Below are 21182 nucleotides of genomic sequence, written 5' to 3'. Positions count from 1 at the left end.
GCGCCCCTGAGGGCCCCGCGGCCCCTGGGGCGGAGCGAACCGGGGTCCGCATGAACGGGGTCCCCATGACCAACCCCCCGCCGCTGCTCGCCGAGGACCGCCCGGAATACGAGCGCCTCCTCGCCGAAGCCCTGCGCGACCGCACCGTCCTCACCGCCCTGCGCGCACCCGGCGCGCTCACCACCGACCAGCTGCGCATCCGCGCCCTGCGCGACGCCGACGCCATCGCCGCTGCGGCCGCCACCGAGTACGCGCACTACACCCGGCTGCGCGAGACCCTGCGCACCACACCCCCGCCGCCCCCGGGCGCCGAACCCATCGCCCCCGGACTGCTCACCCAACTGCGCTCCGCCAACGGCGGCGCCGGGCTCTTCCCCGTCCTCACCGTGCTCACCCCGGTCCTCGCCTGGACCGCCGCCCTCGTCCTGCTGCTCATCGGCTACCTGCTGCGCGCCGCCAACCCCGACCTCACCCTCGCCCGCAGCCTCGTCACCGCCGGCTGGGTCGCCCTCGCCGCCGGAGTCGCCGCGATGGCCATCGGCATCATCGGACTCGTCCTCACCGCCATACGCGACGGCGGCGCCGCCGCCCCGGCCGGCACCGACCCCGAACTCGCCGCCGAACTCGCCGACGCCCGCCGCGAATGGCGCACCGCGCTGCGCGACCGCGGCCTGCTCCCCTACCTGCACACCCACCTGCCCGCCGTCCCCGCCGGCGCCCCCGACTTCACCAGCCCGGGGTACACCTCACCCGACTTCTCCAGCCCGGGCCCCGTCCCCACCGCCGACTACACCTCGCCCGACTTCACCAGCCCCGGCACCGTCCCCACCCCGGCCCCCGACTTCACCGCCCCCGGCTACACCAGCCCCGCCTTCACCAGCCCCGACGACGTCACCTGAACACCGGACACCGGCGGCCGCCCGCCCAGCAGCCGCTCGCCCAGCGCCCGCTGGCCGCGCGCGAGCCACCCCACCGGCCAGCGCAGCAGCACGTACAGGCAGAGCCCCCAGCCGGCCGCGTGCACCGCCCACACCCCGGCCATGGTCGGGCCGCCCCAGGCCTGGTGGTAGTCCGTGTCCAGGTACCAGACCGGGTACCCGAAGTTCCGCACCGAGTTGAAGAGCGAGTACCCCACCAGCAGGAACGCCGCCGCGTCCAAGGGCAACCCGAGCGCCGCCCGCCCCAGCACCCGGCCACCGGTCCAGCCCCGGCCCCCGGACACCCACGCCTGCCACCGCGCGGCCCGACCGGGCCGGCCGGCGAGCACCAGCGCCGCCCCCACCACCCCGGCCGGCAACGCCAGGAAGGCCCGGGCGGCGGTGCTGGTCTGACGGCGGATCGCGGACATCTTCGGGCTCCTCACCCTCGTTCGGCTGTTGGCCTCACCCTCCCGTGACACCGACCGGGCGGTCGTCACACCACGGGGCCGGATCAACCGTCATACCCCGGTACGACGTCCGGTGGTGCGCCGCTGCTCCCCCGCACGGGGGAGCCGGTTCCCCCCGGGTGCAGACCGTCGTCTTCCGGCTCGGCTCACCGGGTGCCGGTGGGCAACAGCCGTCAGGAGGTCAGCAGTTCGGCCGCCGGGGTGTGGTTCCCGGTCGCGGACGCCCCCGCCATCGCCGTGGAGGCCTTCTCCGGGTCGGTACGGGGCGGCACCACCAGGAGGAGGAAGTGGTCCTGGAATCCCCGGGTGACGCTGATGGTCGCGTGGCTGCTGGTGAGCCAGTTGACCCTGATCAGGAGGCCGTTCACCACGACGGACCGGGGCACGCCGTCCCAGGCCGAGGTGTCGAGGCCCACCCGGATGATGCGCCCCAGGTGGGCGCCGAGCGCGGTGACCAAGTCCGGCAGTTCGGCCAGCACCCGGTTCGAACGCGGCCACCAGGCGCCGTCGAAGACCCCGCCCCGCGACATCGTCGGCTCCAGCACCAGACGTGGCAGCAACGGGACGCCGGGCACGGACCACGGCCCGGGGGTGGCGGGAACAGGGAGGGGGATCGGCAGCATCAGAAGCCGCCCGTCCGGTCCGCAGGGACCTGTCATGACCCAGGGCGACACCAGCGCCGGTACCGGTATACGGAATGTCCTCGGTTGTCTCCCAACGGTACTCCGCGGCACCCTCCGACGGGCCTCCCGTCACGGGAGTACGCTCGAAGACATCCAGGGCATTCCGCATCCCGGTACCCGTTCCGGCTTCGTTCTGGGTGAAGGGTCGTCCGAGCCGTTCCGGCCGGGCACCCGGGGACGGGAAGCGGTGACCACCGTGACCACTCACGCCCCGCAGGCGGCACGCACCGGGCACGGCCTCACGGTCGCCGACGCGATGGAGCCCTGCGAGTACCAGATAGCCGACGACAGCACCGTCGACCAGGCCAACGACATCCTGCGCGGCGCCCACGTCGAGTACCTGCTCGTCCGCGACCACGACGGCCGGTGCGAGGGGCTGGTCACCCGCACCGGGCTCCACACCTTCCTGGAGCACCCCCGGACCACCGAGCGGACCTCGATCGGCGCCACCGTGCACCAGCGCGGCCCGTTCGCCTGGCCGGCCCTGGGCCTGGCCCTGGCCGCGATCACGATGCGGATCAAACGCATGGCGGTCTGGCCCGTCGTCGACGACGACGGCTACATCCTCGGCATCCTCACCGCCGACCGCGCCACCGGCCTCCTCGAACCCGCCGCCGTCCTCGCCTGACCCGCACCGCCCCGCCCCGCCCCGCCGGGACGCTGCCCCGGGAGCCCCGACGCGAATTGTCAGACACGCCCTACGGGCCGATCGAGGCGAAGACCTCGATGTCGCACTTCGCCGCGCCGCTGCGCCTGATCCTCGCGTCACTGGTGATCAGCGGTACGCCGAGGGCTTCCGCCAGGGCGACGTACTGGGCGTCGTAGGCGCTGAGGTTGGCATGCAGCTTCTTCACCCTGTCCCAGAACGCCAGCGTCTCCCGCTTGGCAATGGGAAGCATCCGGTAGGCGGCGACCGCTCGTTCCACTTCCCGCTCGGTCAGCTTGCCGCCCCGCTGCATGCCGAGGAGGGCCGACTGGATCTCGTAGTCCAGGAGGGTGGGGGCGTAGACGTCCCCCGCCGCGGCCACCCGGCCCCGGACGAGTTCCCCGTCCGGGCCGTGCGCCGTGAGGACCAGGACCAAGGCGGAACAGTCGATGACGATCAACGCCCGGCTCGCCCCTCGTCGATGGCCGCGACGACGTCGGCGGCACTGACGCGGGCGGTGGTCTCGCGGTCCAGCCGCGCCATCATCTCCGCCATCGTGGGCCTGGACGCCTCCCTGGCAATCAGGTCCTGCATGAACGCCTGCAGCGACTTGCCGGCCTGGGCGGCGCGGACCTTCAGAGTCTGGATCTGGTCGTCCGGGACGTCCCGGATGGTGAGCGCTGTCATGTCTGCATTCTAGCGCCGATGCCTGCACAATGCAGACTGTCAAGCCCGCGCGGTTCGCGCGGCAGCCTCAGTCGGCCAGTCGCAGCCCGACTAGGGGCAGATCAACTCGATGGTCGGGAAGTACGTGCGGTAGCGCGTGGCATCACGGGTCAACAACCGGTAGCCGCGCACCGCCGCATGCGCACCGATGTAGAAGTCCGGCAACGGTGCGGTCTTCTGCCCGCCGCGCTTGCGGTACAGCAGAAATGCCTTGCCGGCCAGGAACCCCGCCTCGTAGGGGAGCGGCTCCCGCCCGAAGTCCTCGGCCGGAAGGACGGCGTCAAGGTCCTCGATCGCGGCGTATGCCACCGAGACCTCCGCGTAGACGATCGGGTTGATCACCACTTCGCCCTCGTCCTGGGCCTTGGACAGCGCGGCCTCCGACCAATCGGCCCAGGTCTCGTCGTCCGTCATCAGATCCAGCAGCACGCAGGAGTCCACCAGCGTCACCGGCCGCGCCCGGCCCGGTTCGACCAGCCTCAACCGGCTACTCGCCACGCAACAGCTCCATGATCTCGTCAGTGGACATGCCGCCCGCGGCGCTTCCCCTCATCCGGCGGGCCGCCCGCTGCCCCCTGGTGCCGTGGCCTGCCCGACGCACTATCCGCAGGACGCCGTCCTCCTCGATGACGTCCACCTCGTCTCCGGGACGCAGGCCGCACTTCTCGCGAAGATCCGCGGGGATCGTGACCTGCCCCTTGCTGTTGAGCCGCATCTCCCACCTCCGAAGTAGCACGTATTACCACTACCACGTAATACTAGCTCGGCGACCGACTCCCCCGGTGGCCCGCGTGCAGCCCCGTGGCCCAGGCATGCCGAAGCGCTGCCACAGGAACAGCGAGACACCCGGAGCAGCGCTTCGACAGAACGACGTCAGTCGGCGAGGGGGAGGTAGACCCGGTTGCCCTGGGCGGCGAACTCGGCGGACTTCTCCGCCATGCCCGCCAGGGCCTCGGCGTCGAACTCGGTCTCCACGGCGCTGGAACCGTCACCGTGCTCGGCGCGGATCTTCTGACTGATCTTCATCGAGCAGAACTTCGGGCCGCACATGGAGCAGAAGTGGGCCGTCTTGGCGGGTTCGGCGGGGAGGGTCTCGTCGTGGAAGGCGCGGGCGGTCTCCGGGTCGAGGGCCAGGTTGAACTGGTCCTCCCAGCGGAACTCGAAGCGGGCGTCGGAGAGGGCGTCGTCCCAGTCCTGGGCGCCGGGGTGGCCCTTGGCGAGGTCGGCGGCGTGGGCGGCGATCTTGTAGGTGATCACGCCGGTCTTGACGTCGTCGCGGTTGGGCAGGCCCAGGTGCTCCTTGGGCGTGACGTAGCAGAGCATCGCGGTGCCCCACCAGGCGATCATCGCGGCGCCGATGCCCGAGGTGATGTGGTCGTAGCCGGGGGCGACGTCGGTGGTGAGCGGGCCGAGGGTGTAGAACGGCGCCTCGTCGCAGATCTCCTTCTGGAGATCCATGTTCTCCTTGATCTTGTGCATCGGGACGTGGCCCGGGCCTTCGATCATCACCTGGACGTCGCGCTCGCGGGCGATCCGGCCGAGTTCGCCGAGGGTCTGCAGTTCGGCGAACTGCGCCTCGTCGTTGGCGTCCGCGATAGAACCGGGGCGCAGGCCGTCGCCGAGCGAGAAGGTGACGTCGTAGCGCGCGAGGATGTCGCAGAGCTCCTCGAAGTTGCTGTAGAGGAAGTTCTCCTGGTGGTGCGCCAGGCACCAGGCGGCCATGATCGAGCCGCCGCGCGAGACGATGCCGGTCTTGCGGCGGGCGGTCAGCGGGACGTACCGGAGCAGGACGCCGGCGTGGACGGTCATGTAGTCGACGCCCTGCTCGCACTGCTCGATGACGGTGTCCCGGTACACCTCCCAGCTCAGGTCCTCGGCCTTGCCGTCGACCTTCTCCAGGGCCTGGTAGAGCGGCACGGTGCCGATCGGCACGGGGGAGTTGCGCAGGATCCACTCGCGGGTGGTGTGGATGTTGCGGCCGGTGGAGAGGTCCATGACGGTGTCGGCGCCCCAACGGGTGGCCCAGGTCATCTTCTCCACCTCCTCCTCGATCGAGGAGGTGACGGCGGAGTTGCCGATGTTGGCGTTGATCTTCACCAGGAAGTTGGTGCCGATGATCGCCGGCTCCACCTCGGGGTGGTTCACGTTGACCGGGATGACGGCCCGGCCGCGGGCCACCTCGGCCCGCACGTACTCGGGGGCGAGGCCCTCGCGCAGCGCCACGAACTCCATCTCGGGGGTGACCACGCCCCGTTTGGCGTAGGCGAGTTGGGTGACGGCGGCACCGCCGCGGCCGCGCAGGGGGCGGCGCGGGCGGCCCGGGAAGACGGCGTCCAGGTTGCGCAGGTTCCCGCCGCGCGGCGAGGTGTGCTTGATCCCGTCGTCCTCGGGGCGGGCCTCGCGGCCGTCGTACTCCTCGACGTCGCCGCGCAGGCGGATCCAGGCGTCGCGCAGGGCGGGCAGGCCGCGCCGCACGTCGGGTTCGTAGGCCTGGTCGGTGTACGGGCCGGAGGTGTCGTACAGCGGGACGGTCCTGCCGTTGGTGAGCTGCACCTCGCGGTACGGGACCCGCAGGTCGGGCCGGGACCCTTCGCGGTAGGCCTTGCGCCAGGCCGGGGTGGGGTAGCCAGTACCGGCGCTGGTGACGGTGGCGGTGGCGGTGGCGGTGGCGGCCTCGCCGGCCTCGCTGCCGCCGGCCTCGGTGCCGCTGTTCCCGGTGTTGCGGGCAGGCTGCGGCTGTGCTTCGAACGTGGTCATCTGACCTCAAACTCCCTACGCCGGCATTACCCGGTCAGGTTCCTGCGGTCGACGCAGCCGTCGGTCCGTCCGTCGACGTTCCGGTCAGCGCCCTCTCAGCCCGGTGCTCCGAGCTCCCGCGTCGGCAGGCGGTGTTGCCTGCACATGACGCCCAACACCGTAGCGAGCCGATCGCCGCAGGTCCAGCACGCCTCCGGCCGGCCGGACGCCGCGCCGGGAACGCCGAAGGCCCGGCCCCCCGTCCAGGGGGCCGGGCCTCGAACGGTTGCTCAGCCCTTGGCGGCCTTCTTCACCAGGACCACCACGGCGGCGGCGATACCGGCGACGACCAGCACCTTGATCATGATGCTCAGCAGGGCGCCGACGACACCGAAGACGAATCCCACGATGTTCCAGAGCAGCACCAGGACCAGCACCGGGATGACGATGTTCCGCACCCAGGAGGGCAGCGACTTCCAGAGCTCAGCCATGACCGTTCCTTCTCTCCCCGTGGGGTCGGCTGCCGTCCGGTGCCGCATCCCGCTTGCTTTCGGTACTTCGATCGTACGGGGACACGAGTGCCGGAACGAGGCCCGATGGCCCGGAGAGAACCCCTAGATCACCCCGACCCGGGGCCCAGGGGAGACCCGGGTACGGGCCTCGGGGACGACCCCCGGAAAGGGCCCCGCACCCCCTGCGACCAGCGGTCAGACCGGCCAGCGCTCGCCGCGCCAGGCGGCGTCCCAGAACATCCACTCGTAGCGCGAGGTGGTCGTGAAGTGCTCGACGACCCGGCGCCGTTCGGCCGGGGAGATCTCCTCGCCGAGACGGTCGGTGAGCGCCAGCACCCGGCGGACGACGGACTGGAACGCCTCGTCGCCGTAGGTGGCGATCCACTTGGCGTACAGCGGGTCGGGGGAGCCCTGGGCGAGCAGCGCCTCGCCGACCCGGGCGTAGATCCAGTAGCAGGGCAGCACCGCGCCGACGGCCTCGGCGAAGGAGCCGCCGTAGACGGTGGCCAGCAGGTAGCTGGTGTAGGCCCGGGTGGTGGGCAGCACCGGTTCGGCGGCGGCCTGCTCGGCGCTGCCGCCGAAGGCGGTCAGGAACTCGGCGTGCATGCCCTGTTCGGCGGCCAGCGCGCCGACCGCGTCGTCGGCGAAGGCCCGCACGTCCTCCTCGCCGGGCGCCTTGGCGGCGCAGACGGCGAGCGCGCGGGCGTAGTCGCGCAGGTAGTGCGAGTCCTGGACGACGAAGTGGCGGAAGGCCGCACGCGGCAGGGTGCCGTCGGTGAGGCCGCCGATGAAGGGGTGGGCGAGGATCTCGGCGTACACCGGCTCGATGGCCGCCCAGAGTTCTTCCGTCAGGCTCTTGCTCATGCCCAGGACCCTAGACGGTCGGCCCCGGCCGGCCCGCGGACGGTCAGTCCCCGGCCGGTTCCCGATCGGTCCGCAGACGGTCAGCCCTCGGGCGGGGAGAACACCACCAGGACCCGCAGCTCCTCGGTGACGTGGTGGAAGCGGTGCTCGGTGCCGGCCGGGACGTAGACGACGGTGCCGCGCCCGACCGTGGCGGTCTCGGCGCCGACGGTCAGTTCGGCGCGGCCGCTGATCACCTGGTAGATCTCGTCCTGGTCGTGCGCGGTCTGCGGGTCGGTGTCGCCGGGGGAGAGCGCGTAGAGCCCGGCGGACATCCGCGGTTCGCGCAGGAAGCGCAGGTACGCGCCGTCGTTCGCCGCGCGTTCGACGTCCAGTTCGTCCAACCGGAACAGCTTCACCGCTGCTCCCCTCCTTCGTCCATCCACCGTGCGGGCCACGGGCATTCAACACCACGGGCGCCGGACCGGGGGCGCCAAGATGTCCGGCGAGAGCGCCAACATGTCCGAGGAGAGCTTCCCCCGGGGCGGCGGGGCCTGCCAGGCTTGGGCGTCATGAAGGGTTTCCTCATCAAGACAGTGATCAACGCGGTGGCCATCTGGGTCGCCGCCTGGATCGTCAACGGTATCCAACTCGCGAGCGGCAAGGCCGACCTGGGACACAAGGCCCTGACGGTGGTCGCCGTCGCCGTGGTCTTCGGCCTGGTCAACTTCCTGATCAAGCCGCTGGTCAAGCTGTTCTCGTTCCCGCTGTTCATCCTCACCCTGGGGCTGATCACCTTCGTGATCAACGCCCTGATGCTGTGGCTGACCTCCTGGGCCGCGGGGAAGCTGCACCTGGACTTCAACGTCACGGGCTTCGTGCCGGCGCTGCTCGGCTCGCTGATCATCAGCCTGGTCTCGTGGGGGCTGCACCTGGCCCTGGACGACGACTGACCTCGGCCGCGGCCGGGCACCGACTGGCCGAACCCGACCTGGCCGGGCACCGACTGGCCGAACCCGACCTGGCCGGTCACCGACCGGCCGAACACGAGAGGGGCCCGCGCCCGGGTGGTTCACCCGGCGCGGGCCCCTTCGTCGGTGGCGGCGGCGCGGCCACCGCTCACCCCGCGTTCTCACATCCCCGGAGGATGTCCGCGAGCTGGGCGTCGAGTTCCTGCCCGGTGATCTCCTGGCCCATCGGCACCAGCCGGTCGGTGCGCGCCAGGAAGGCGACCAGCGGCGGCGCCGAGGCCCGCAGCAGGGCGTCCCCCTCGGGGGAGTGCAGCACGATGCAGACCTCGGTGAGCTCCTCGCCGACCGGGTGGATGTGCACGTCACCCTCGCCGGAGGGCCGGCTGATGCCGTCGAGCAGCAGCTCGCGCGCGAACACCCAGGTGACGGGTTCGTCGCCGGGCAGGTGGAAGGTGAACCGGACGGCGTACGGGTCGTCGGGCTCGTACGCCAGGTCCACCACGATGCGGAAGGAGAGCTCGTGCGAGACCACGAGGTTCATCACCAGGTGTCCCTGGACTGTGCTGTGCTGCATGGCGCCAGTACCTCTCGTGGGGCGTGGGGGGCGGCCGGGTGGGCCGTGGGGTGGGGGACGGGGGGCTTCGGATGCGGGGGGCTTCGGGCGTGGGGCCGTGATCGTCAATTGCTGGGCTTGGGGCGGTTTCTGACGGTTTTGTGCAACCAATCCCTGTTAGATCACCATCGTCCACGTTTGGGGACGTAGTGGACAAGGTGTGCTTTTTCAAATGGTGAACGGACGGGATCCGTACCGGCGCGAGGAGCGTCAGAGGACGAACGACGGGCCCATCGCGCCCACGCTGCGCCGCAGTTGGCCGGCGACGACGGTCAGCCGGTCGGCCTGTTCGACGGGCAGCGACAGGGCCATGGTGGCGACCATCGGCCCGACGGTGATGGGGACGGCCGCGCAGACGGTGCCGAGCGCGTACTCCTGACGTTCCAGGACGGGCATGGTCGGCCGCAGCGAGGCGAGCCGGCGCAGGACGGCGGCCTCGCCGGTGACGGTGGAGGGGGTGAGCCCGACCGGCGGGTGGCGGGCGAGGTGGTCACGGCGCTCCTCCTCGGACAGTTGGCCGAGCAGGCACTGGCCGATGGCGTGCGCGTGGCCGGTGGCGCGGAGGTCGGCCCAGGGCTGGACGGCGGGGCGGCCGGGGTCGTCGGCGACGTCCACCACGTGGATCTCGCCGTCCCGGTAGAGCGCGAAGTAGACCGGGGCCCCGAGTTCGTCCCGTAACCGCTGCATCCGCGTGCGCAGGTCGTGCCGGTCGGACTGCCGGTCGTCGGCCCGGCCTATGCCGTTGACCGACTCCCCGTAGAAGAACCGGCCGTCGGAGCGCCGGAGGTAGCCCTCGTGGGTGAGGGTGCGCAGCAGGTGGTAGGCGGTGCCGAGCGGCAGTCCGGCGGCGCGGGCCAGTTGCTTGGCGGTGGCGCCCTGCCGGAATCCCCCGACGGCCTCCAGCAGCCGCAGCGCCCGCTGGACGGAGCCGATCAGGGTGGGGCCGCGGCCCTTGCCCGGCGAGGTGGACGGCGAGGTGGGCGTCGGCGGGCCGCCGGGCGGCGAGGTGGGCGTCGGCGACCTGGCGACGCGCCCGGTGCGGACCGTCCTGGACGGCTCTGCGATCTGATCCATGGCCACGTCCATCCCCCAGCCCGAGTCAATGCACAGAAAGGGCATCCGGAGCGAAGCCCTCCGATCTGCCCGATAGTGGCTCATTGCAGCACAGGGACGACCTCCCTGCAATCACTCTTACAGCGATCACTCGGCAAAATCCTTCGATTCGAAGGTAAATATCAGAATCGATCGACATTTGGAAGATCAGTTCAAGGTTCACCTTCGCTATCCAAGATCTATCCGCAGTTACTCCCCGCCCCCGAACGGACGCACCGGTTCGGGCGGGTTTCGGCCGGACCGTCCCGCGGGAGACTCCCGCACAACGCTCCAGCCCCGGAGGTCGCCATGGGCCCCGACAACCGAACCCCGCCGCCCCGCCCGGTGGTGAAGCGCACCGCGCGGGCGATCCTGCTGGAGCTCGACCCGGACGACCCGTACGGCCCGGCCTCGATCGTGCTGATCCGGCGGGTCCGGCCCGGCTCGCCCCAGCCGTACTGGATCACTCCCGGCGGCGGGGTCGAACGCGGAGACCGCACCGTGGTCGAGGCGCTGCACCGCGAGGTGGACGAGGAACTCGGCGGCAAGATCGTCGACGTGGTGCCCGCCTTCGTCGACACCATCAGCCACACGCACCATGACGACGGCACCCTGCTCCACCCGCACGGGGTCAAGGTGCAGCACTTCTTTGCCTGCCGGCTCGCCTCGATGGACCTCAGCCGGCGGCACGGCCCCGAGGTGGACGAGCCCAACGGCGAGTACCAGGTGGTCCGGCTGCCGTTCACCCGCGAGGGGGTGACCTCCGTCAACGTCGTCCCGCCCCGGCTGCGGGCGTACCTGGCGGCCAACATCGAGGGCGTCCGTGCGCTGCTCGCCCCGGACCTCGGCTGACCGACCGCTCACCCCGCCGCCCGCTCACCCCGCCGCGAGGTCGCCCACCAGGTCGTGCCGGATCCGCTCGGCCGGCACGCCCGAGCGCAGCAGCACCCCGACGCCCCGGCGGACCATCGCGGGCGGCCCGCTGAGGAACGCCTCCCGCCCGACCCACGGCCCGAACCGCCCTACCACCTCGGGGAGTTCGCCGGTCAGCGCGCCCTCGGCCGGCCCGGTGCCGGAGAGCACCGGCCGCACTGTGAGCCACGGCAGCCGCCGGGCCAACTCGTCCAGCCCGTCCAGCTCGTACAGATCGGCGGCGCGGCGGGCCCCGTAGAACACGTCGACGGCGCCGACCGGCGTGCCGCGCTCGGCCACCTCCTCGACCAGCGCGCGGATCGGCGCGATGCCGGTGCCGCCGCCGAGGCAGAGCAGGTCCGCGCCGGCGACGTGGTCGGCGGTCATCGTGCCGGCCGCCGGGCCCAGCCGCAGGACGTCCCCGGGCGCGGCCCGGTGGACGAGCGCGTTGCTCACCCAGCCCGCCTGGACGGCCTTCACGTGGAAGGTCAGCAGCCCGTCCGGCCGGGGGGCCGAGGCGAACGAGAAGTGCCGCCAGACCCGCGGCCACCAGGGCGTCTCCAGACTGGTGTACTGCCCGGCCCGGTACGGGTACGCCTGGTCCGGCCGGACGGTGATCACCGCGACGTCCCGGGTGCGGCGCTCGTGCCGGACCACCTCGCCCTGCCACCAGGGCGGCGAGGTGCGGGCGGCGTCCTCGGCGGCCTCGATCATGATCGAGGAGACCAGCCGGTAGACCCGGCGCCAGGCCAGCTCGGTCTCGGCGTCCCACCGGCTGCCCGCGTACCTGGCCAGCGCCTGCACCAGGCACTCGCCCACCGGGCCGTAGTGGCCGGTCAGCGTGCCGTACCGGCGGTGGCCGCGGCCGAGCGCGCCGAGGTAGACGCGCAGGCCGGCCGGGTCGTCGGCGCTGCGGGCGGCGGCCAGCAGCGCGCGGAACAGGCGGTCCCGCTGGACGTCCATGGCGGCGGGGAAGAGCGCCCGGACCTCGGGGTGGTGCAGGAAGATCAGCGCGTAGAAGTGCGCGGTGGCGCGGTCGGCGACCGGCTCGACGACCGCCAGGCTGGCCCGGATCAGCTCCACGTCCCGTACGGTGAGCGGCTGTTCGACGGCGGAGGCGCCGCGGTCGGGGGCGCCGCGGTCGGGGGCGCCGCGGTCGGGGGCGCTGCGGTCGGGGGCGGGCAGTGGAGCCGGTCCACCCTCGGCGGGCTCCTGCGCGGCCCAGGCCCTGGTCCAACTGTCGCCGGGTCCAGCCCAGTTGAGGCCGGGAGCATCGGTGAACAGCGGCCGGAACGCGGGGGCGGCAGGCGGCTCGGCAGGCGGCTCCGGGTAGCCGGGCGCGGGGACGGCCGGCGGCTGCACCGGCGGGGCGGGCACCCACGGGAGGGCGGGCACCGCCGGGAGGACGGCCGTCGGCGCCTCGGCCGGGATCTGCGGCGGGAGGTCCGGCGGGTCCAGCGGCATCGGCGGCGGTTCGGGCCTCGCCCCGGCCGCCGTCGCGGCTGCCATCCCGGCCGCCGTCCCGACTGCCGCCACCTCGGCCGTCACGTGCGCCGTCGGGTCCGCCGCCGCGTCCGCCGGGAGCTCCGGCAGGCCCGGGACGGAGGCGGCGCCCGCCGATCCGTACCCGGTGCGGACCAGAAGTGTTCTGCGGGACTTCACCGCAACGTTTCGAGTACCCAAGAGAATCGTTTCGCCTCCGGCCGCCCTGCGCCACCACCTGGCTTGTCTCTGCTGGCGCCTAGGCAGCGTGGCACGCCCGAACTGCTCATCCGACAAATCACGCGAAGCCCGGACACCCGGGCCCGGGACGCGCTACTCTCCCTCGATTCGCGCCCCGTCGCCCTGGGTGCGGAGCACGCCACCCAGGGCGACCGAGCCGTGCTCAGAGCTGCCGCAGCAGCGTCCCCGGCCGCTCCACGCAGTCCGCGACGAACCGCAGGAAACCGCCCGCCGTCCCGCCGTCGCAGACCCGGTGGTCGAAGGTGAACGACAGCTGCACGACCTCGCGCACCGCCAACTCCCCCTCGTGCACCCAGGGTTTGGCGACGATCCGGCCGACCCCGAGCATCGCCGCCTCGGGGTGGTTCAGGATCGGGGTGGAGCCGTCCACGCCGAACACCCCGTAGTTGTTCAACGTGAAGGTGCCGCCGGTCAGTTCGGCCGGGGTGAGCGAGCCGTCGCGCGCCGCCTCGGTCAACCGGCCCAGCTCCTCGCCGAGTTGCTCGGTGGTGCGGGCGTGGGCGTCCCGCACCACCGGGACGACCAGACCCCGCTCGCCCTGCGCGGCGAAGCCCAGGTGCACCGCCGAGTGCCGGATGATGCCCGAACCATCCTCCGTCATACTGGAGTTGAGCTCCGGGAAGCGGGCCAGCGCGACCGTACAGATCCGGGCGAGCAGCGCCAGCACGCTCACCTTCGGGCCCGGGGCGGCATTCAACTGCCGCCGCAGCAGCATCAGTTCGGTGGCATCGGTGTCCACCCAGCAGGTCACGGCGGGGATCTCCCGGTGGCTGCGGCTGAGCTTCTCGGCCACCGCCTTGCGCAGCCCGCGCAGCGGGACGACGCCCTCCCGCGCCACCGGCGCCGGAGCCGTCGGCGCCGTCGGGGCCGCCGCCTTCACCGCGACCGCCCGTTCGATGTCCGCACGCATGATCAGCCCGTCCGGGCCGCTGCCGGAGAGCGCGGCCAGGTCGACCCCCTGCTCCCGGGCCAGCCGCCGCACCAGCGGTGAGATCACCGGCACCACGCCCGGAACGGTCCGCACCACCAGCGCGGGAGCAGCAACAACAACCGGAACAGCAACAGGAACAGCACCCCCCACCCGGCGCCGCCGCCCGCCCTTCCCCGGCTCGGCGACCCCGTACCCGACCAGCGGCCGCTCCACCTCCGCCGCCGCCCCGGCCAGCATCCCGGCCGCCGCCTCGGCCAGCAGCGAGGCCCCGTCCGCCGGAGCCACCGCGACCGTCACCAGCGGCGCGCCCACGGCGATCTCCTCGCCCTCCTCGCCGTACCGGGCGGTGACCACCCCGCCGTACGGGCAGGGCACCTCCACCACGGCCTTGGCGGTCTCCACCTCCACCACCGGCTGGTCGACCGCGATCACCTCGCCGACCTCGACCAGCCACCGCACCACCTCGGCCCCGGTGAGTCCCTCACCGAGGTCGGGCAGCCGGAACTCGCGCACGACGGGCATCATCCTCGGTCCTCCCACTGCAGCCGGGCGACCGCGTCCAGGATCCGGTCCACCCCGGGCAGGTGGTGGTGCTCCAGCATCGGCGGCGGGTACGGGATGTCGAAGCCGGTCACCCGCAGCACGGGCGCGGCCAGGTGGTGGAAGCAGCGCTCGGTGACCCGGGCGGCGATCTCCGCACCGGTGCCACCGAAGCCGCTCGCCTCGTGCACCACCACGGCCCGGCCGAGCGAGCGCACCACCCGGCAGACCGTCTCGTCGTCGAACGGCACCAGGGTGCGCAGGTCCAGCACCGCGAGGTCCCAGCCCTCGGCCTTCGCCGTCTCGGCCGCCTCCAGGCAGACCGGCAGCGAGGGCCCGTAGGTGATCAGCACGGCGGAGGTGCCGGCCCGCCGCAGCACGGCCCGGCCGATCGGCTCGACCGGCGCGGCCGGGTCGAACCCGTCCTTGCCCCAGTAGAGCCGCTTGGGCTCCAGGAAGACCACCGGGTCGTCGGAGGCGATCGAGGCCCGCAGCAGCCCGTACGCGTCGGCGACCGTCGCCGGGGTGACCACGTGCAGGCCGGGGGTGGCCGCGTAGTACGCCTCGGAGGCGTCGCTGTGGTGCTCGACCCCGCCGATGCCGCCGCCGTACGGGATGCGGACGGTGATCGGCAGCGGGAGCCGCCCGGCCGTGCGGTTGCGCATCTTGGCGACGTGCGAGAACAGCTGCTCCAGCGCCGGGTAGGCGAAGGCATCGAACTGCATCTCGACGACCGGGCGCAGCCCGTACATCGCCATGCCGATCGCGGTGCCGAGGATGCCGGCCTCGGCCAGCGGGGTGTCCAGGCAGCGGTCGGGGCCGAACTCGGCGGTCAGCCCGTCGGTGATCCGGAAGACGCCGCCGAGCGCGCCGACGTCCTCACCGAGCACGTGCACCGCCGGGTCCTCGCGCAGGGCGTCGCGCAGCGCCGCGTTGAGCGCCTGCGCCATGGTCGCCGTACGGGTCGGTGTGGCCGTCTGGTTCATCAGTGCTGCACCTCGGCCTCGGCGGCCAGCTCGGCGGACAACTGGGCGGCCTGTTCCCGCAGTTGCGGGGTCGGCTCGGCGAAGACATGGGTGAACAGCGCCATCGGGTCCAGCTCGGGGTCGGCGTGGAACTCGGCCCGCATCCGGGCCGCCAGCGCCTCCGCCTCGTCGGCCGCCGACTGCACCAGCGCGTCGTCCAGGACGCCGAGTTCGCGCAGCGAGCGGTCCATCAGCAGGATCGGGTCGTACTCCCGCCAGGCGGCCACCTCCGGATCGGTGCGGTAGCGGGTGGCGTCGTCGGCGTTGGTGTGCGCCTCGACCCGGTAGGTGAGCGCCTCGACCAGGGTCGGGCCGCCGCCGGTCCTGGCCCGCTCGACCGCCTCGGTCAGGACGCCGTGCACGGCGGGCGCGTCGTTGCCGTCCACCAGCCGGCCCGGCATGCCGTAGCCGACGGCCTTGTGGGCGAGGGTGGGCGCGGCGGACTGCGCGCTGAGCGGGACGGATATCGCGTAGCCGTTGTTCTGCACCAGGAAGACCACCGGCGCCTGGAGCACCGCGGCGAAGTTCAGCGCCTCGTGGAAGTCGCCCTCGCTGGTGCCGCCGTCGCCGAGCAGGGCCAGTGCGACCACCGGTTCGCCGGCCAGCCGGGCGGCGTGCGCCAGCCCGACGGCGTGCGGGGCCTGGGTGGCGAGCGGGGTGCAGAGCGGGGCGGTGCGGGTGGCGCGCGGGTCGTAGCCGGTGTGGGCGGTGCCGCGCAGCAGGGTCAGCGCCTCCAGCGGGTCGACGCCCCGGGAGACCACCGCGAGGGTGTCGCGGTAGCTGGGGAACAGCCAGTCGGCCTCGCCGAGCACCAGCGCGGCGGCGACCTGGCAGGCCTCCTGGCCGGTGGACGCCGGATAGACGGCCAGCCGGCCCTGCTTGGTCAGGGTGGTGGCCTGCTGGTTGAAGCGGCGGCCGACCACCAGGCGGCGGTACAGCTCGCGCAGCAGTGCGGGGTCGTACTTCTCCAGCGCGGGGGTGCCGAGCACCCGGACCGGTGAGGCGTCCGGGAGCAGGGGGGCCGGGTCGGTCCGCGGGGCGGTGGCCCCGGGGGTCCAGCCGGGCACCGCCGTGTGGTGTCTGTGGTCGAGAACGGTCATCTCGGGGCACCTCCTGGGGTGGCGGGGGCTCCCTACCGATTGTTCGGTCGTCTGTTCATCTTGACCAGAAGCGTGACAAGGTGGTGGACATTCGGCCTGAGCGGCGGTCGACTGGTGGCAGTGTGTCCAATCGGCGAGGGTGGGGGGTCATGTCGGCTGAACAGATGTCCAGACTCGACCGGGTCGACCGTTCGATCCTGCGGCTGCTGCAGCAGGACGGCCGCGCCTCGATCCGCTCGGTGGCCGAGCGGGTGCACGTGTCCCGGGCGAACGCCTACGCCCGGATCTCCAGGATGGTCGAGGACGGCATCATTCGCGGCTTCACCGCCCGCGTCGACCACGAACGGGCAGGTCAGGGCGCGTCCGCGTACATCACCCTGAAGATCGTCCAGAACTCCTGGCGCACGGTCCGGGGGCAGCTGCTGGAGCTCCCCGGGGTCGCCCACATCGCCCTGGTCGGCGGAGACTTCGACGTCCTGCTGCTGGTGCACACCGCGGACAACCACGCGCTGCGGGAGCTGGTGCTGGGCAGCATCCAGTCCATCCCCCAGGTGCTCGGCACCCGGACCATGCTGATCTTCGAGGAGACCGACCAGGTCCCCCCGGACTGACGGCCGGGCCACCGGCCGGCCGGTGGCGGCTACCGCGCGCGCAGCCCGTCGAAGGCCAGGTGGACGACCGCGTCCGCGACGCCGTCGGTGCCCTTGAGGCCCGGCCGGTACCACTCCACGATCGAGTTGATCATCCCGAACAGCAGCCGGGTGGCCAACCGCGGCTCGACGTCCGCGCGCAGCGCACCGTCCGCGACCGCCGCCCGCAGCAGCTCGGCGACCTGGTGGTCGAACTCCCGGCGCCGCTCCAGCGCCCACTGCTCGGTCACCGTGTTCCCGCGCACCCGCAGCAGCAGCGTCACGTACGGCAGTTCCGCGAGCAACACCTCGGCGGTGCGGCGCACCACGTGCTCCAGCCGCTCCACCGCCGGGCCCCGCACCGCCGCCGGCTCGGCCAGGATCGCGAACAGCCCGTCCAGCGCCCGCCCGACGGCCAGCCGCAGCAGCTCCTCCTTGCCGCGGACGTGGTGGTAGATGGACGACTTGGAGATCCCGGCCGCCCGGGACAGGTCCTCCATCGAGGTGCCGTCGTAGCCGCGCTCGTTGAACACGTCGACGGTCACCGCGAGCAGTGACTCCACGGTGTAGGCGGTACGCGTGCTGTGATCGGCCATCCTCCGAGTATCCCCGGCCGCCCCGCGCCGTACGCGATCGGGTCCGGTCGGCTCCGCACCGGCGCTCTGGTCCACACCAGCCGTGAGACGCAGGCCCTAGACTCGGCGGACGATCGTCCACGTCCAGCAGGGTGGGGTCCAGTCCGAATGAACGCAATACCGGCCGTCGCCTCCGACGTGCCCGAGCAGCGCAGCGATGATCCGGGGGGCGTGCCCGGCAGCGGCTGGCGGGAAGGCGCCCGCGCCCTGGTGGTCCGGTTCGGGCCGGCGGTGTGGTGCTACGCGGTGCTGAAGCTGATCGGCTTCACCGTCTTCATGAAGCTGCTCTCCTTCTCCGGCGACTACCTCAAGAAGCCGGCCCGGTTCGGCGGCGGCGCCAACCCCTGGGACGTGCTGGCCACCTGGGACGGCTGGTGGTACCAGCAGGTGGCCCAGTTCGGCTACCACCCGGCGCTGGTCACGATCCCCAACGGCCCGGTCGGCTTCTCCGTCGAGCAGAACTCCGCCGCGTTCTTCCCGCTCTACCCGGGCCTGATGCGGATGACCTCGGACGTCACCGGCCTCGGCCTGTACGGCGCCGGGATGCTGGTGTCGGTGGTGGCCTCGCTGTTCGCCGCCGCCGGGATCTACGCCGTGGTGGACCGGATGGCCGGCCCCAGGGCGGGCGTGATCGCGGCCGGGATCTGGGCGATCGCCCCGGGCTCGGGCGCCGAGTGGGCGGTCTACTCGGACTCCACCTTCGTCGCGCTGGCCGCCTGGGCCTGCTACTGCGTGATGACCAAGCAGTGGGTCGCCGCCGGGGTGATCACCCTGGTCACCGGGCTCAACCGGCCGACCGCCGCGGCGCTGATAGGCGCGGTCGGCCTGGCCGCGCTGGTGGAGCTGTACCGGCGGGAGAGCGGCGTCCTGCGCCCGCTGACCGCGATGCTGCTGGCCCCGGTCGGCCTGCTCGGCTACGTGGCCTGGGTGGGCTGGCGGATGGGCGAGTGGGGCGGCTACTTCCGGCTCCAGCACGACGCCTGGCTGCACTACTTCGACTGGGGCCAGGGCACCTGGCACGCGATCCGCGGCGTGCTGCTGGGCCGCAACGACTACCCGTTCGCGTTCCCGGTGCCGGACCTCTTCGCCACCCTGATCGTGCTCACCCTGCCCGTGCTGATCGTGCTGCTGATCCGGCTGCGCCCGCCGCTGGTGCTCACCGCCTACACGCTGGCCACGATCGTCTCGGTGCTGGGGAGCCTCGGCATCTTCGGCAACGTCTCGCGCTACCTGCTGCCGGCGTTCCCGCTGCTGATCGCGCTCGCGGTGGCGATGCGCAAGCTCAGCTGGCCGGTGCTGGCCGCGGTGCTGGGGTTCGGCGCGGTCGCCTCCGGCTGGTACGCGGGGTACGTCATCTTCGAGCTGGGCGTGCCGTAGGCCCTGCCCGGCACCGGCCCACGGGGGCGCGTCCACCACGGACGCGCCCCCGCGCGTTTCCCGGACACCGCGCCCGCGCGTTTCCGGACACCACCCCCGTGCGTTTTCCCGGATTCCGTCCCCTGCACCCTCTTGAGCCGACCGATCGTTCGGTTACCCTGTGACGTGTCCCGTCCTCCCTCCTGAGGAGCGCACAGATGTCCGCAGCGGTCACCCACCCCCTCGTCGGCGAGCTGGTCGAGCGCCACCAGGCCACCCTGGACGCCGCCCTCGACGCCGCCGCCAAGCGCGACTACTGGTCGCCCTACCCCGAGTTCCCGAAGGCGTACGGCGAGAGCGGCCCGGCGGACGGCAAGGCCGCCTTCGACGCCCTGCTCGGCAAGCCGTTCACCCTCGACGGCCACCCCGCCGACGGCGACCTGGTCGGCGGCGAAGCCTCCCCGTACGGCATCGAGCTGGGCATCGGCTACCCGCACGCCGAGCCGGACGCGCTGATCGCCGCGCTGAGCGCCGCCCGGCCCGACTGGGCCGCCGCCACCCCGCTGGAGCGCGCCGCCGTCTGCCTGGAGATCCTGCACCGGATCAACGCCCGCTCCCACGAGTTCGGCCAGGCCGTCATGCACACCACCGGCCAGGCCTACGGCATGGCCTTCCAGGCCGGCGGCCCGCACGCCCAGGACCGCGGCCTGGAGGCGGTCACCTACGCCTACGCCGAGCAGACCCGGCTGCCCCGCCGGGCCGGCTGGACCAAGCCCCAGGGCAAGCGCGAACCGCTGGTGATGACCAAGGAGTTCACCGTCGTCCCGCGCGGCCTCGCGCTGCTGGTCGGCTGCAACACCTTCCCCACCTGGAACGGCTACCCCGGCCTGTTCGCCTCGCTGGCCACCGGCAACCCGGTGCTGGTCAAGCCGCACCCGCGCGCCGTGCTGCCGCTCGCGCTGACCGTCCGGACCGCCCGCGAGGTGCTCGCCGAGGCCGGCTACGACCCCAACCTGGTCTGCCTGGCCGTCGAGCACGAGGGCGGCACCGTCGCCCAGACCCTCGCCGTCCGCCCCGAGATCCGGCTGATCGACTACACCGGCTCCACCGCCTTCGGCGACTGGCTGGAGGAGCACGCCAAGCAGGCCGAGGTGTACACCGAGAAGGCCGGCGTCAACGCGGTCGTCATCGACTCCACCGACGACTACAAGGGCATGCTCGGCAACCTGGCCTTCGCCCTCTCGCTCTACAGCGGCCAGATGTGCACCACCCCGCAGAACCTGCTGATCCCGCGCGGCGGCATCGCCACCGACCAGGGCGACAAGTCCTACGACCAGGTCGTCGCCGACCTCGCCGCCGCCATCGACGGCCTGCTCTCCGACGACGCCCGCGCCGCCGCCATCCTCGGCGCCGTGGTCAACCCGGGCGTGCTGCAGCGCTCGGCCGCCGCGGCCGGCGGCGAGTACGGCGAGCTCGCCCTCGCCCCGCGCGCGGTGACCTCGCCGGACTTCCCCGGCGCGACCGTCCGCACCCCCGCGCTGGTCAAGCTGGACGCCGACAAGCCGGACGACCGCGCGGTCTTCCGCACCGAGTGCTTCGGCCCGGTCTCCTTCGCCGTCGCCGTCGAGTCCACCCCCGCCGCCGTCGAACTGCTGCGCACCACCGTCCGCGACAAGGGCGCCATGACCGCCTCCGGCTACACCACCTCGCCCGAGGTGGAGGGCCTGCTGGTGGCGGCCGCGCTCGACGCCGGCGTCTCGCTCTCGCTCAACCTGACCGGCGGCGTCTACCCCAACCAGACCGCCGCCTTCTCCGACCTGCACGGCACCGGTGCCAACCCGGCCGCCAACTCGGCCTACTGCGACGGCGCGTTCGTCGCCAACCGGTTCCGTACCGTGGAGGTCCGCCGGCACGGCTGAGCGCCGTCCCGGCCCCGTCCGATCCGCTCCGGGCCCCGGCGGTCACCCACCGCCGGGGGCCCGGGGGGGGGGAGCCCCCCCCCCCCCCCCCCCCCCGGGTGGGGGAGCGCAACCGACCACACCGCCACCCGCCCACCCCCAACCCCGCGCGGGGACAAAGACCCACCTCCCCAGAAACCCACC

At 72.8% G+C, this 21182-nt stretch carries 24 protein-coding genes and 1 riboswitch; of the genes, 7 read left to right on the top strand and 17 right to left on the bottom strand.

Annotated features, from left to right (window positions below):
• Positions 1–65: 65 nt before the first annotated feature.
• Entirely contained in the window at positions 66–899 is an 834-nt protein-coding gene (locus tag ACFV6D_RS18530) for a hypothetical protein (RefSeq protein WP_380560501.1), read from the top strand.
• On the opposite strand, the gene ACFV6D_RS18525 is transcribed toward ACFV6D_RS18530, so the two are convergent.
• Together ACFV6D_RS18525 and ACFV6D_RS18520 are read right to left on the bottom strand one after the other, a co-directional pair.
• Positions 857–1348 carry a hypothetical protein gene (locus ACFV6D_RS18525; protein ID WP_063348417.1) on the bottom strand — a complete coding sequence of 164 codons (492 nt, stop codon included), beginning with the start codon at positions 1346–1348 and terminating at the stop codon, positions 857–859. The two genes, ACFV6D_RS18530 and ACFV6D_RS18525, sit on opposite strands and share 43 nt — an antisense overlap.
• 212 nt (positions 1349–1560) lie before the next feature.
• A complete protein-coding gene (locus ACFV6D_RS18520; RefSeq protein WP_063348418.1) occupies positions 1561–2010 on the bottom strand; it encodes a DUF5994 family protein in 450 nt (149 codons plus the stop codon).
• Between the two features lie 256 nt (positions 2011–2266).
• On the opposite strand from ACFV6D_RS18520, the gene ACFV6D_RS18515 reads away from it, so the two are divergent.
• Positions 2267–2698, top strand: a complete 432-nt coding sequence (locus ACFV6D_RS18515) for a CBS domain-containing protein (RefSeq protein ID WP_063351243.1) — start codon at positions 2267–2269, stop codon at positions 2696–2698.
• Between the two features lie 70 nt (positions 2699–2768).
• Here the strand turns inward: ACFV6D_RS18515 and ACFV6D_RS18510 are convergent, their stop codons facing one another.
• The 8 genes from ACFV6D_RS18510 to ACFV6D_RS18475 form a co-directional block, all read right to left on the bottom strand.
• A complete protein-coding gene (locus ACFV6D_RS18510; protein ID WP_380335242.1) occupies positions 2769–3176 on the bottom strand; it encodes a type II toxin-antitoxin system VapC family toxin in 408 nt (135 codons plus the stop codon).
• Positions 3173–3403 carry a hypothetical protein gene (locus ACFV6D_RS18505; RefSeq protein WP_043915407.1) on the bottom strand — a complete coding sequence of 77 codons (231 nt, stop codon included), beginning with the start codon at positions 3401–3403 and terminating at the stop codon, positions 3173–3175. Before ACFV6D_RS18505 ends, ACFV6D_RS18510 begins: the two co-directional genes overlap by 4 nt.
• A 90-nt stretch (positions 3404–3493) precedes the next feature.
• Entirely contained in the window at positions 3494–3940 is a 447-nt protein-coding gene (locus ACFV6D_RS18500) for a type II toxin-antitoxin system VapC family toxin (protein WP_380482890.1), read from the bottom strand.
• Positions 3930–4157: an AbrB/MazE/SpoVT family DNA-binding domain-containing protein gene (locus tag ACFV6D_RS18495; protein WP_380482892.1), complete on the bottom strand. Its 228-nt coding sequence runs from the start codon at positions 4155–4157 to the stop codon at positions 3930–3932. Before ACFV6D_RS18495 ends, ACFV6D_RS18500 begins: the two co-directional genes overlap by 11 nt.
• A 158-nt stretch (positions 4158–4315) precedes the next feature.
• Positions 4316–6199: a phosphomethylpyrimidine synthase ThiC gene (thiC, locus tag ACFV6D_RS18490; RefSeq protein WP_380560500.1), complete on the bottom strand. Its 1884-nt coding sequence runs from the start codon at positions 6197–6199 to the stop codon at positions 4316–4318.
• Positions 6195–6329, bottom strand: a riboswitch (TPP riboswitch). It overlaps the preceding gene by 5 nt.
• Before the next feature lie 139 nt (positions 6330–6468).
• Entirely contained in the window at positions 6469–6669 is a 201-nt protein-coding gene (locus ACFV6D_RS18485; protein ID WP_063348421.1) for a DUF5326 family protein, read from the bottom strand.
• 216 nt (positions 6670–6885) lie between these two features.
• Positions 6886–7554: a thiaminase II gene (gene tenA, locus ACFV6D_RS18480; RefSeq protein ID WP_063348422.1), complete on the bottom strand. Its 669-nt coding sequence runs from the start codon at positions 7552–7554 to the stop codon at positions 6886–6888.
• Positions 7555–7634: 80 nt separating this feature from the next.
• A complete protein-coding gene (locus ACFV6D_RS18475) occupies positions 7635–7952 on the bottom strand; it encodes a cupin domain-containing protein (RefSeq protein ID WP_063348423.1) in 318 nt (105 codons plus the stop codon).
• 153 nt (positions 7953–8105) lie between these two features.
• Here ACFV6D_RS18475 and ACFV6D_RS18470 point away from each other — a divergent pair, with 153 nt between their 5' ends.
• Positions 8106–8486 carry a phage holin family protein gene (locus ACFV6D_RS18470; RefSeq protein WP_063351244.1) on the top strand — a complete coding sequence of 127 codons (381 nt, stop codon included), beginning with the start codon at positions 8106–8108 and terminating at the stop codon, positions 8484–8486.
• Between the two features lie 166 nt (positions 8487–8652).
• On the opposite strand, the gene ACFV6D_RS18465 is transcribed toward ACFV6D_RS18470, so the two are convergent.
• Both ACFV6D_RS18465 and ACFV6D_RS18460 read right to left on the bottom strand, forming a co-directional pair.
• Positions 8653–9078 (bottom strand): SsgA family sporulation/cell division regulator, encoded by a 426-nt coding sequence (locus tag ACFV6D_RS18465; RefSeq protein WP_063348424.1) that lies wholly within the window; start codon positions 9076–9078, stop codon positions 8653–8655.
• Between the two features lie 249 nt (positions 9079–9327).
• On the bottom strand, positions 9328–10191 hold the full coding sequence (locus tag ACFV6D_RS18460; RefSeq protein WP_380560499.1) for an IclR family transcriptional regulator: 864 nt from the start codon (positions 10189–10191) through the stop codon (positions 9328–9330).
• A 327-nt stretch (positions 10192–10518) separates the two neighbouring features.
• On the opposite strand from ACFV6D_RS18460, the gene ACFV6D_RS18455 reads away from it, so the two are divergent.
• A complete protein-coding gene (locus tag ACFV6D_RS18455) occupies positions 10519–11061 on the top strand; it encodes an NUDIX domain-containing protein (RefSeq protein WP_063348425.1) in 543 nt (180 codons plus the stop codon).
• A gap of 24 nt (positions 11062–11085) precedes the next feature.
• On the opposite strand, the gene ACFV6D_RS18450 is transcribed toward ACFV6D_RS18455, so the two are convergent.
• From ACFV6D_RS18450 to pdhA, 4 genes are all read right to left on the bottom strand, one after another.
• On the bottom strand, positions 11086–12783 hold the full coding sequence (locus ACFV6D_RS18450; protein WP_380560498.1) for a globin domain-containing protein: 1698 nt from the start codon (positions 12781–12783) through the stop codon (positions 11086–11088).
• 223 nt (positions 12784–13006) lie between these two features.
• A complete protein-coding gene (locus ACFV6D_RS18445; RefSeq protein ID WP_380371422.1) occupies positions 13007–14317 on the bottom strand; it encodes a dihydrolipoamide acetyltransferase family protein in 1311 nt (436 codons plus the stop codon).
• Complete coding sequence (locus tag ACFV6D_RS18440; RefSeq protein ID WP_380482902.1) at positions 14317–15321, bottom strand: alpha-ketoacid dehydrogenase subunit beta; 1005 nt, start codon at positions 15319–15321, stop codon at positions 14317–14319. The genes ACFV6D_RS18445 and ACFV6D_RS18440 overlap by 1 nt, the downstream gene beginning before the upstream one ends.
• Positions 15321–16460, bottom strand: a complete 1140-nt coding sequence (pdhA, locus tag ACFV6D_RS18435) for a pyruvate dehydrogenase (acetyl-transferring) E1 component subunit alpha (RefSeq protein WP_350876810.1) — start codon at positions 16458–16460, stop codon at positions 15321–15323. Before pdhA ends, ACFV6D_RS18440 begins: the two co-directional genes overlap by 1 nt.
• A gap of 149 nt (positions 16461–16609) precedes the next feature.
• Here pdhA and ACFV6D_RS18430 point away from each other — a divergent pair, with 149 nt between their 5' ends.
• Entirely contained in the window at positions 16610–17071 is a 462-nt protein-coding gene (locus tag ACFV6D_RS18430) for an Lrp/AsnC family transcriptional regulator (RefSeq protein WP_380536750.1), read from the top strand.
• A 29-nt stretch (positions 17072–17100) separates the two neighbouring features.
• Here the strand turns inward: ACFV6D_RS18430 and ACFV6D_RS18425 are convergent, their stop codons facing one another.
• Positions 17101–17685 carry a TetR/AcrR family transcriptional regulator gene (locus tag ACFV6D_RS18425; protein WP_063348430.1) on the bottom strand — a complete coding sequence of 195 codons (585 nt, stop codon included), beginning with the start codon at positions 17683–17685 and terminating at the stop codon, positions 17101–17103.
• Positions 17686–17832: 147 nt separating this feature from the next.
• Here ACFV6D_RS18425 and ACFV6D_RS18420 point away from each other — a divergent pair, with 147 nt between their 5' ends.
• A complete protein-coding gene (locus ACFV6D_RS18420; RefSeq protein WP_363368170.1) occupies positions 17833–19101 on the top strand; it encodes a hypothetical protein in 1269 nt (422 codons plus the stop codon).
• A 197-nt stretch (positions 19102–19298) separates the two neighbouring features.
• Complete coding sequence (paaN, locus tag ACFV6D_RS18415; protein WP_063348432.1) at positions 19299–20999, top strand: phenylacetic acid degradation protein PaaN; 1701 nt, start codon at positions 19299–19301, stop codon at positions 20997–20999.
• Positions 21000–21182 lie beyond the last annotated feature (183 nt).

The organism is Kitasatospora sp. NPDC059812 (genome assembly GCF_042732075.1).
In the GTDB taxonomy this organism is placed as follows: Bacteria; Actinomycetota; Actinomycetes; order Streptomycetales; family Streptomycetaceae; genus Kitasatospora.
Note: the sequence above shows the minus strand (reverse complement) of the source record. Positions and strands in the feature narration are given on the sequence as shown.